Here is an 11,199-nt window from a genome sequence, read left to right on the forward strand (position 1 = left end):
ATGGCCACTTTTTCGGGAAAACGAGGGGTAGCGCCAAGCTGTTCCAGCCGCTTGAAAAAGCTACCCGCTATGGAGTCCACCACCATCACCTGGTCAACCTCGAGCACCACTAACTCACCGGCTCGAACCTCCCGACCAGCCCGGTTGGAAAGGATTTTTTCGGCCAAAGACATTCCCATCGGCGCCCCCTACTTATGCGTGCAAATAGCTATCTAGCCACATAACAAAGCCTTCAATCCAGGTTCTCGAGCCTTACCGTGGGCACTTCCTCGGGAAGAAGGTGGCGGCTGAGGCCATATTCGGCGGCAATTTGCAAAAGCAACCCCTCGGGCTTTTTGTTGCGCCCGATCTCGGCGGTGCGGGCCTTGAACTCCTGGGTAACAAGCCGGGCCTGCTCCTTGCTAATCACAAAGTTTTCCACTTCTTTTAGATAGTAGTAAATCAGGTTCCAGCCTGACAAGGGCCCCAGCAATAGCTGGTTTTTGTCTACCCCAAAGTCGTGCAGATTGTGGGCCTCGTATACCTTCTTCTCGCCCAGGACAGCTTTCTGGTGTACTCCTGCGGTGTGGGTACGGTTGGTGAGCGAGACGGGCTCGGTGTAGGGAACCAGCGTACCCAGAATTGAACCCATCAGCACGTTCAGGGGGTAACACTGGCTCAGGTTGTACTGCTGGGCAATTTCGGGAAACTTCTTGGAGAGGTTGAACAATACCCCGGTTAGCGAGGGAATACCCGAACGCTCGGCCAGCCCCCAGATGGAGGCATCCACGTAGCTTACCCCCGCCCGCAATGCAGCCAGAACATTGGCCAGGGCCAGCCCCCGGTCGTTGTGAAAGTGGCACTCCAGCCTGGCCCTGGGGTAGCGCTGGCGCAGCAAGCCCACCACCTTGGTCACGTCCTCCGGCTCGGCAATACCCACCGTGTCGGGCATCCCCAGGGTGTTGACGTAGGGGTAAACCGCGTCGTAAAGGGCAAGCATATCGCTCTGGTCGGTGCGGAAGGCATCTTCGGCGCTAAACCGAAGGTAAAGGCTAGGGTAGGACTGGCGGGTGGCCTGGACCACCTCGTTTGCCAGCTCGATGGACTGCTCGAGGCTCTTTTGCGAGTTGTATTTTTGGGCCAGCGGCGAGACCCCCAGATACAAATTCAATCCGTTGCAGCCGAGTTCTAACGCCCGCTGAATGTCTGCCGGGTTGCAGCGACAGTGGGCCAGAAACAGAATTTCCTGCCGGGTGATGCTCTGGGCATAGGCGATCAATTCCCGCACGTCCTGCTCCTCAGCCACCCCCACCACCGGCGAGAAGACCTCGATATGGGTCACCCCCAGCTCGATAAGACCGGCCAGCAACAGTTTCTTCTCTTCCAGGCTAAAGCGGTACTTCTCGGTGTCGAATAGCAGGGGTGACTGCTGCCCGTCGCGGAAAGTGGTGTCCACGATCTCGATGGCTCGAGGCCGATAGGGCGAGTTTTGTATTTGCGGTATGGGATATTCTGCCTGCATAAAAACCTCAACAGAGACAAAAAACGCGACCCGCAGGCGGTTTGCGGGCCGGGTACGCAGCTATGCGGACTAGCTCAGACTAGCCCCCCGGCAGTGGATTTTTTTGCACTTATGGCCATCTCGAGTGATTAGGGTAACGGTGGTATACCAGGGTTGTCAAGGCGGGCTGGTTATGGTCGAGCGATGGTTGGTGAATACGATGGGTGTTGTCATTAGTCTGCTTTTTTCTGGGGTGCAACAAAAGCCCTAAAGCCTCACCAAAATTCCACACAAGTGAGCTACCACTCGAGCTTCTCCCCCATAAACTCGACCATCTCGCCGGGTTTGTAGAGGGTACAGGTGCGGTAGAGGCGCCCCATGGGCTCCCGGTAGACCTCGAGCACATCGTCTATCAGGTTTACCACCCAGTACTCGGGGATACCCGCCCCGGCGTAGACGGGCAGTTTTTCTTTGCGGTCGTACTCCAGGGTGGTATCGCTCACCTCAATGATCAGCAACACCTCCTGTGGTTCAGGCAAGCGGTCTTGGGGGGTATTAGAGCTGAGCAAGACCAGATCGGGCTCGAGTTCAGAACCGGGAGGTACACGAATGGGGTTTTGTACCGATACAATGGCTTTTTTGCTGAACACGACAGCAAGCAGCCCGGTCAGGCGGTTCAGGGTGTGCATATGCTTGGGGCCAATCGGACTCATCTGGTAAATCTCCCCCTCCAGCAATTCCAGGTTTTTGACACCCGCAAACACCCGCTCGAACTCCTCGACTGAAAAGCGGTATCTGGTAGCCATGACCCAATTGTAGCAACACTTCTTCTGTGTTTGGCTTTAGAGTTAGACCATGACGCAACCCGAAATTGATCTGTTGCAGCATCAGGACTCGTGGCGGCTGTGGCGCATCATGGCCGAAATCGTGGAGGGGTTCGAGGTGCTGGGTGAGCTGGGGGTGCCGTTGGTGACGGTGTTTGGCTCGGCCCGTTTCGACCCCACTAACCCCTACTATGGCCAGGCCGAGTTGCTGGGGCAAAGGCTGGTAGAAGCTGGCTACGGCGTGGTGACCGGCGGCGGGCCCGGGCTGATGGAGGCTGCCAATAAGGGGGCCTACAATGCGGGGGGCATCTCGGTGGGGCTGAATATTCAGCTACCCTACGAGCAAAGGGCCAACCCCTTCCAGACCCATAGCCTGAGCTTCCGCTACTTTTTTGCCCGTAAGCTGATGCTGGTGCGCTATGCCAAAGCATTTGTGTTGATGCCGGGAGGTTTCGGCACGCTGGACGAAATGGCCGAGGTGCTGGTTCTGGTGCAGACCAAAAAGGTGCACCCCTTCCCAATCTTCGTGCTGGATCGGGCTTACTGGAGCGGGCTACTGGACTGGATGCGCAGTACCATGCTGCCGGTCGGCGCCATTGCCGCCAAAGACCTAGACCTCATCACGGTGGTAGACACCCCCCTGGAAGTGCTGGAAGCCATGACCAGTGCCAACGGCAACGATACTTGATAAGCCCTGCCAGGGACGACTCTGATGGAATATCGGTACTTTCGCACCAGGGTCAAATGCGCACGGTGCGGTGTGAGTCCCCGGTCACCGTAAAAGCCGACCAGTAATAGGGGTTATGGTACTGCCGGCGCAGCATCAGCTGAGCCGCGCGCATGGCGGTGGCTACCGACATCCCCGCGCGCAGATTGGTGTATAAGGTGGTCATGAATTGGGCAGTGGCGTCGTCGCGCACCGGCCACAAGCTAGCGATCAGACAGGGCGCGCCCGCGTAGAGGAATCCCCGCGCCAGGCCCATCAATTCGTCACCGCTGGCTTGCTTGGCCAGACCGGTTTCGCAGGCCGAGAGCACCACCAGTTCGGCTTCCAGGTGCAGGTTGTAAAGGTCGCGGGCCGCCAGCCAGCCATCTGCCATGCGCAGCCCAGAAAACATGGGGTTGTCGGGGCGGAAAGCCCCATGGGACGCAATGTGCAAGACCTCGGCCTGGGGTGCGGCCGCAAAGAAGTTTTGCAGGGTAGCAGCTTCACCTACGAACGTATGCGGAGACTGGGCAATCCGGCTGATCTGCTCCACTTCCTGGGTGGCCTGGGGAATGTTTTCGATGGGCACCCCAAAGGCCACCAGCGAGCCCTGATTGTGGCGGATGCGTTTACGACACAGGGCAAACACCGCAGCGCTGGGCGAGAGCGAAAGCTCCGCGCGATCCAGCAGGTACTGCTCACCATCAAAAAGCGCAGCAAACGGGATGGCATGGAGTATCCCGTGGGGGACAATGATGAGGTGCTGACCGGAGAGCTGGAGCGGGAGGGGTTCGATGAGAAGGCGGTAGAGGGCCCGGAGATGGTCGTCAACCGAGCGTTTGAGGGCTTCCTCGCCGTAAATCTTCAACATTATACCGCCCTGAGCGACCCGGTTGAGGAAAAACTCGAGCTGCTCTAGGTGCAGCTGGACTTGCTCCAGGGTGCCCAGCTCACGCACCACCTGGACGTCTTCCCCCTGCACCACAAAGGCCATCAGACCCTGGCGGGTGTGGAAGTACTCGAGCAGGATGGCGCCGGGCTCGAGGGCTTGCCGCAAATCGTGCAGGCGAAACTCTTGAACCGGCTCGGTCACGGCTGCTTCGGGCTGAAGGCGCTCGAGTTCGCGGATTAGGTGCGTAACACGCCCCTCGACGGCTACCATGTTTTCCCAGTCGCTGCCACGGGTTCCAGCCGCCGACTCGGCTTCCGCTATCAGAAAGTGCTGGTTGAGCTCGTGGCGTGCGACGACCAGCTCCTGCTGCAAACGCTCGACCTCAGGGCTCCAGGCTGTGCGAGGACTTTCGCCCCTGCTGGCCAGCAGATCTACCAGGGCCCGCGACTTGGCTCGTTCGGCATATTCAAAGGCTTCACAGGGATGCTGGGTGTCCAGTAGCAGGTCTACCAGGTCGCCGTACACCTCGAGCTTGTCGCCTAGATAGGCCGACTTGAACTCGTCCCCAGGCAGGCTGACCCGCACCCCCTCGAGGCGCTCGATGGCTTGCTTGAAGTGCTGTTCGGCCTCGTGGGTACGCTTTTCCAACCAAGCCATCTGACCGCGCAAGCGCTCGATGCGGATGGTCAGGTCGGGAATACCCAGCCCCACTGCGAGTGAGGCAGCTTCTTCCAGATAGTGCTTGGCCTCAGAGCGGTTGCCCAGATCCAACAGGGCCTCAGCCATCACGCTCAGGCCCAGCGCTTTGGCCGAGGGTGCCTCGCCCAGAGCTTCGATGGCCCGCCCGGCTACCAGCACAGCCTGCTCGAGGGCGGCCACCTGGCCCTGGCGACCCGACTCCAAAAACAAAGAGGCTACCGAAACATCCACCAGGGCAGCCTGGAAGGCGTTTTCCAGGGATAACCAGCCCCCTCGAGCCCGTTCTAAAGTCTGGCGGGCTTCCTCGAGTTTGCCCTGCTTGGCCTGGGCGCTGCCCAGGGTGGTCAGGGCCTCGGCCTGTTCCATCTGCATACCCCGTCCCGCGAAAACCTCCACCAGTTCCTGGGAAAGCTTGCGGGCTTCCGATAACAGGTTGAGATCGAGGTGGATCCGGGCTTCCTCGAGCTGGGCAAAGGCTGCGTTGGGGCTGCCATCGAGCTTTCCATACATGGCCCGTACCCGGCTCAGAAGGTCGAGGGCCTGGTTCAGGCGGCCTTTCTTGCGGTAGAGCAGGGCCAGATTAACGCTGATGCCAATAAAGTCCTCGGTCAGGTTATGGGTACGCAAGATATCCAGGGTGGTCTGGTAGTGTTCTATCGCCTCATGGTAGCGATCCTGGGCCTCGTAAATAAGGGCCAGATTGCCGTGGGCCTTGCTCTGCCCCACCAGATCCCCTACCCGCGAGAGTTGCTCCAGCGCATACTCGGTGGTGCTCTCGGCCTCGGACATTCGGCCCGAACGGTAATGGATGATGCCGATGTTCACGCTGACCAGGGCTGCATCGCGAAGCAAACCCAGCCCCTGGAATGCTTCGCGGATTTCTTCCGCCAGGGCCAGGGCCCCGTTCATGTCACCCAGCATGGCCAGGGCCTGGATCTGCCGCATCCCGGCGCGGGTCGCATCTTCCCCATGTCCCAGGTTCTGGAGCCCCTGGCGGGCTTCTTCATAAATCGGAATAGCCTCGGCAAAATGGCCGCGTACCGTGAGTCCTACGGCATACGCCCACAAGGCCACCGGTCGGGCCCTGGCATCCTGTACGTAAGCTGCGGCTTCTACGGCCCGTTCCCCCGCCAGCAAAGCCTGGGCAGTATTCGCATCTTTCTGGCGGTCTACCTCCGCCTTAAGAACTTCAATTAATCCAATCGCTGGCACAGTCTGTTGAAGGCGCGCCAGTCGTTTGGCTGGGTCGGGCTCGTCCATCAGATACTGGGCCAGGTCTGTAGTATTCATAACGGCAATGCCTCAATCTTAACTGGAATTGATAATTAAACCTAATTATCTAATGTTTTCCGTCTGGATTCAAGCGGCAGAATCATCGCTCAGGAAGCCCCGAATCGAACGCAGGGCTTCCACCACCACGGGGTCGAAACGCTGCCGGGCCTCTCGGGCAATATCCTCCAGGGCTTCTTCAACGCTGAGAGCAGCACGGCCTTCCACGTGTTGCAGGGCCGCTGTAAACTGCTGAGCCACTTGCAGCACCCGGGCCGCCCTGGGGATCTGTTCACCCGACAGACCCAGAGGGCGACTGCCCCCGTCCCAGCGGCTGTGGACAAACATCAGCACCCGTGCGGCCTCGCGCCACAACCCGTCGGGGATCTGCACATCCGGGACAGCCTCAATTTCACCCAGGGCCAGTTGCAGCAGATAGCAGCTGGCCTGCAACACCTGTTGTTCCTCTGGCTCAATTTTCAGCGCCTGGCCCAGCCGGGTGGCAGTGCGGAAAAGGGGGGTCTCGAGTTGAACCATCAATTGATCCTGCTCCAGGGCTTGATCGAACAGCGGGGCGCGGCCCTTGCGTAGGGCCTTATCTTTGTACATCTGGTCGTCGGCTATGCGCCACAGATTCTGGATATCCGGCACATCGGTGGGGTATACGGCATAGCCCAGACTGACCCGCAAATAGGCGCTATCGGAGATGCGGATCTCCTCCAACAGCGCACGGTAACGCTCGGCTGTGCGGGGTGGATTGAGGGTACTGGATCCTACGATGATCAGAGCAAACTCATCTCCTCCCAGGCGGTAGGCTCGGTCGCCCGCCCGGGCTTTGGAGCGCAGCACCCCGCCCAGCCGCACCAGCACGTGATCGGCATGGACGTGGCCGTAGGTATCGTTGATGGTTTTGAATCCATCCAGATCGAGCAACACCAGCACCACCTTGCGGTCATGAGCCTGGTCGAAGAGCTTTTCCAGATCGCGTTCGAAGGCCCGGCGATTGCCCAGTCCGGTCAGGGGGTCGGTGTAGGCAGCCCAGGCCAGTTCGCGCCGCAGGGTCCACTCGACCCGTACCACTCCAATGGCTGCTGCCATATCGCTGAGGAGTTCCTGGGTCAGGGTATCGGGTAGCCGGTGTTGCTGGGTACTGAAGAGCAGCAGTGCGCTGACTTCGCTGCTTTTGCGCAGAATGGGCAGGATAAATAAGCTGCGCAGGCCGGCTTCAACCAGCTCGGGACGATGGTTTGGGTACAGATCGTAGCGGGGAATTCCTACTTGTTGTCCGCTGCGCAGCCGTTCGCCTAGCTGGCGGGTGATGGCTGCTTCTACCGGCAGCCCCGCACCCCATCCCGCCTGGGCAATGGTGCGAATGGCGTGCCCTTCGAAAGCAATCAAGCGAGCCCCTTCCGCCCCAGATAGGCGGGTGGCTTCCTCGAGGGCATCCTGCAACCCGGTCTCGAGTGGCTGCTCGTGCGAGGCCCGCAACAAGGTGTTGACCGCAGATAGCCACAGCGACTGGCGTTCAGCCGCTTCTCGCAGATACACTTCACGCAGGATTGGGGCCACCCCTGCCACATACTGGTTCACCAGATCCACTTCGGCCTGGCCGAGGAATCGGGCAGGAGCATACAGATGTAATACTGCCCACACCTGACGGTTTGCAACCAGGGGCAGGGTCAGGTTGACACCAGGCTCTACGGTCGCTGGTTCCAGTTCGGCCGGTAGTGCGCCGAGAACCCGGTGCAGAACATGCCCCTCGCGATCCAGATGAACCCTCCCGCCCAACCAGCCTTCCGGCGAACCCAGATAGGCCGTCTTGAGCGAAGACTCCAGCACCGCTTCCACACCCTCGTAGCCCGTAAGGGCCGGGAGGGCTTCTTTGGGCACTCCGCGAAAAACCTGTAAGCTAAAGCGGTTCAGACCCTCCCGCATCCACAAAAAGGCCTGTTCGACTCCAGGCAGTTCGCGGATTAACTCCTCGAGGCCCAGCTCCAGGGCCTGGGTAGCACCCGCCGCAGAGAGCAAGCGGTCAATCAGTTGTGTAGAGACGGCTTGCGGCAATACGTGCCGACCGGGTTTGGACTCCGAGGGGACTCGAGCCAGGCGCAGGCGACGTGGAGGCCGATCTTGAGGCATGCCAAAACTCCCTTAATACGTTTGCCAAGGTTTTGCTAATACCCGACAACACTGCTTATTCAGTACACATCTACCGAGCGCACCACAAACTGCTGCTCGCCCAGCCTCATCTCGAGGTGATAAACCCCGGTGGTCGGCACCGGCAGGCGAAACATACCGGAGGCGCCCAGTTCCACTTCCTGCAACAATCCGCCATTGCAGGCTACCAGGCGGGCCTGACCGTTACTCTGGGTGGGCGTGACCAGCTTGCCAATCAAGAGCGACTCCGCCCCCTCGACCTTGAGGCTCAGGTCAAGATAGTGGTGGTCTACCTTGTACAGTTTGCTCCACGATCCGCTCAGGCTGTTGTTGCGCACGTCGTGTAGCAAATTGCGCGAATCCATGACCAGGATGGCCTCGCGGCGGGTGGGTGTTTTGTCGGTAATCACGGCATTCTCTCCTCGTATGACTGCAGTAAGTATCTAAATCCCACAATAGGAAAGCTTTTGCGCTCGGGGGGTGTATATGACCGTTACGTAGAACGAAATTCCTTAATACAACACCCCAGTTCGTTACGTTGTGGGTGCGATAATCGGCCAGAAACAGGCCAATTGCTCTGTGTCAATCACACATACAGACTTAACGCCTGTGTATTACAAGCCTTGTAAGAAGTCCGTCTGGGTGTCTCCGTAGTCAGGGTGAAAAATCAGTGTTCGACGTGTACGCAGGGGTTGGGCCTGTTCGCGCTTTGCCTGGATACGCTCCCGGGGGTTGCTCAAAAACAACATCGCACGGGTTTTGATCCGTGCGATGCAGTCCTCCTTCTGGTGGGTTACAGCACTTCCAGGCCTCGCACCAAAAAAGTCTCTTCGCCCAGATCAACCTCCAACACATGATCCCCTTTCTCCTGGATGCTCACCCGGAAGTTTCCATATTCATTAACGGGGCTGGTGTTGCTGCGGCTGGGACTATGCAAGGTCACGTTCAAAGCCACCGGCTTTTGCGCTTCGACAAGCACCTGCCCCACCAGCATCGCGCCCCTGCCCTCGGCCTTCAGCGACAAATCCAGGTACATATCCCCAGCTTTGTAGAGCTTGCTCCATGTGCCATGAAAGTTTTGGCAGCGCACAGCGGCGCTGGGCAAGTTGCGCGAATCCATAATCAGGATCGCTTCCTTACGCGATGAGGGAGGGTTTGAAATCATGACGAGCTCCTGGCTTCACAGTTATGCGGTGTTGGCTGGCCTCGAGACACCCCTGCTCAGGGACTGCTGATTAGACTAGCGGTAAACCCTGGATATCAAGTGCAGATTTGACCGTTACGTTCCAGGCCGCTCTGCAAGATTAACAATTTTTCTCGGTGTTTTGGGACGAATAGGCGGTTAACATTAATTCAAAAGCGCCCCCCTGGGCTTCGAGGCGCATTCTACGAACGCGGATGAGCCGTGTACTGCTCGGCTCGTACTCGTGGGGGTGCGCCCCGTAATGAGCGTCACGGAGGCAGACCTCGAGCCAAGACCAGGCGCATGACCTTCTGGGGGCGCTAACGAATAGAATCAAACCATGTCAGTTAGCCTCGAGCAGATCCGGGCCGCCCGCGAGGTGATTCGCGGGGTGATTATCCCCACCCCCACCCTACCCGACCCCCTTGCTTCCGAAGACTTCGGAGCCAGGCTCTTTGTCAAGGCCGAGTGTTTGCAGCGCGGCGGCTCCTTCAAGATTCGCGGGGCCTACCACAAAATTGCTTCGCTCACCTCCGAAGAAAAAGCCAGGGGAGTGATTGCCCCTTCAGCAGGCAACCATGCGCAAGGGGTTGCGTTGGCGGCCTCGCTACAGGGCATCCGCTCCACCATCGTGATGCCCGAGCATGCTCCCCTGACCAAAGTGGTGGCGACCCGCCGCTACGGGGCTGAGGTGGTGTTGCACGGCACCAGCTTCGACGACGCAGTAGCCCATGCCCACGAACTCCAGCAGCAACACGGCTATACCTATGTCCACGCCTTCAACGACGAAAAAATCATCGCCGGACAGGGCACCATCGGCCTCGAGCTGCTGGAAGCCCTGCCCGACCTGGAGGTGCTGGTGGTGCCCATTGGGGGGGGTGGCCTGATTGGAGGGATTGCTAAGGCGGTCAAAACCCTGCGTCCGCAAGCCCGCATCCTGGGGGTGCAGGCGGTGGGTTGTGCGCCGGTCAATCTGTCGCTCCAGGCCGGGGCCCCCATCAGCGTTCCGGTGGCCCAGACCATCGCCGATGGCATCGCGGTCAAGCGCCCTGGCGACCTGACCCTACCCCTGATCCAGCAGTACGTAGACGAAGTGCTCGAGGTCACCGACGACGAGATAGCCCGGGGGATCGCCCACTGTGCCCAGAACCTCAAGCTGGTGGTGGAGGGGGCCGGGGCTGCCGGGATGGGGGCCATTCTGGCGAGCAAAGTCCCCATCAAGTCGGGGCAGACCCTGGCGACCGTGTTGTGCGGGGGCAACATAGACGGCAACCTGCTCTCCCGGGTGATCGAGCAGGTGATGGTGCGGCAGGGGCGCTACCTGCTGCTTAAGCTGGCCGTGATAGACCGTCCGGGGGCCTTAGCCAGGGTTATTAACCATGTTGCTGCGGCTGGGGCCAACATCGTGGACGTGTTCCATCGCCGCGCCCTCTGGCTGGCCCCGCTGGGCAAGGTGGGGGTGGAGCTGGTACTGGAGGTGCGCGACGCCCAACACGGCCACGGGGTGGTGGCGAGCCTCGAGCAAGCGGGCTATGCGGTTGAACGCGACGAGCCTGGCGTGTGGCCGGACTGAGCGCAGTGGTTCGCGAACCCGAATTTCAAACCAAGCACGCGGTTGAGCAGGTCGCAGGCCTCAGGTCTTAAGTCAGCCTGGGGCCGGTTAGATCCTGCGCCTGGGTGAAGGTTTCTGGCACCCTTCGACCCTTACGTCTAGACCTGAGTGGTCAGGATGAAAAAAAATCTTGTCACCAGGCCACTAAGGAATAGGCGTGGCGATCCACGAACCCCGGCTAAGACCGGTGCGCTCGTTCTCTCGCTGCACCAGAATAAACGGCCCCCGAATGCTCTGGTCGGCCTGGACATCGCCTTCTCCCACCAGGCGTCCGCCCTGGCCCAGATCAAAGATGACAAACACCTTCGTGTCGCCTGCAAGGGCTCCTTTTACCGGGATTTCGCTGTTGTCGGCCAGTAAAAGACTGCCTTCCAGGC

9 protein-coding genes and 1 pseudogene are annotated in these 11,199 nt (G+C 59.6%); 2 read left to right on the plus strand and 8 right to left on the minus strand.

Features of this window, described 5'->3' with window-relative positions:
- From Q0288_RS04445 to Q0288_RS04455, 3 genes and pseudogenes are all read right to left on the minus strand, one after another.
- Nucleotides 1–179, minus strand: a pseudogene (locus Q0288_RS04445) (3-isopropylmalate dehydratase large subunit); the annotation flags it as partial.
- A gap of 53 nt (nucleotides 180–232) precedes the next feature.
- Nucleotides 233–1,501: a pyruvate carboxyltransferase gene (locus tag Q0288_RS04450; RefSeq protein ID WP_299427789.1), complete on the minus strand. Its 1,269-nt coding sequence runs from the start codon at nucleotides 1,499–1,501 to the stop codon at nucleotides 233–235.
- A 278-nt stretch (nucleotides 1,502–1,779) separates the two neighbouring features.
- On the minus strand, nucleotides 1,780–2,286 hold the full coding sequence (locus Q0288_RS04455) for a Uma2 family endonuclease (protein WP_299427792.1): 507 nt from the start codon (nucleotides 2,284–2,286) through the stop codon (nucleotides 1,780–1,782).
- Nucleotides 2,287–2,335: 49 nt separating this feature from the next.
- On the opposite strand from Q0288_RS04455, the gene Q0288_RS04460 reads away from it, so the two are divergent.
- Nucleotides 2,336–2,992, plus strand: a complete 657-nt coding sequence (locus tag Q0288_RS04460) for a TIGR00730 family Rossman fold protein (RefSeq protein WP_299427795.1) — start codon at nucleotides 2,336–2,338, stop codon at nucleotides 2,990–2,992.
- A gap of 52 nt (nucleotides 2,993–3,044) precedes the next feature.
- Here the strand turns inward: Q0288_RS04460 and Q0288_RS04465 are convergent, their stop codons facing one another.
- From Q0288_RS04465 to Q0288_RS04480, 4 genes are all read right to left on the minus strand, one after another.
- Nucleotides 3,045–5,891, minus strand: a complete 2,847-nt coding sequence (locus Q0288_RS04465; protein WP_299427798.1) for a CHAT domain-containing protein — start codon at nucleotides 5,889–5,891, stop codon at nucleotides 3,045–3,047.
- A gap of 69 nt (nucleotides 5,892–5,960) precedes the next feature.
- Nucleotides 5,961–8,009 (minus strand): diguanylate cyclase, encoded by a 2,049-nt coding sequence (locus tag Q0288_RS04470; protein ID WP_299427801.1) that lies wholly within the window; start codon nucleotides 8,007–8,009, stop codon nucleotides 5,961–5,963.
- 59 nt (nucleotides 8,010–8,068) lie between these two features.
- The gene (locus tag Q0288_RS04475) at nucleotides 8,069–8,437 is read right to left on the minus strand and encodes a hypothetical protein (protein ID WP_299427804.1); all 369 of its coding nucleotides are present in this window, start codon (nucleotides 8,435–8,437) and stop codon (nucleotides 8,069–8,071) included.
- Nucleotides 8,438–8,820: 383 nt separating this feature from the next.
- A complete protein-coding gene (locus Q0288_RS04480) occupies nucleotides 8,821–9,192 on the minus strand; it encodes a hypothetical protein (RefSeq protein WP_299427806.1) in 372 nt (123 codons plus the stop codon).
- 358 nt (nucleotides 9,193–9,550) lie between these two features.
- Here Q0288_RS04480 and ilvA point away from each other — a divergent pair, with 358 nt between their 5' ends.
- The gene (gene ilvA, locus Q0288_RS04485) at nucleotides 9,551–10,783 is read left to right on the plus strand and encodes a threonine ammonia-lyase (protein WP_299427808.1); all 1,233 of its coding nucleotides are present in this window, start codon (nucleotides 9,551–9,553) and stop codon (nucleotides 10,781–10,783) included.
- A gap of 183 nt (nucleotides 10,784–10,966) precedes the next feature.
- Here the strand turns inward: ilvA and Q0288_RS04490 are convergent.
- The coding region (locus Q0288_RS04490) for a hypothetical protein (protein ID WP_299427810.1) at nucleotides 10,967–11,199 on the minus strand (233 nt) is incomplete at its 5' end.

This window comes from uncultured Meiothermus sp., assembly GCF_937863175.1.
Lineage (GTDB): Bacteria > Deinococcota > Deinococci > Deinococcales > Thermaceae > Meiothermus.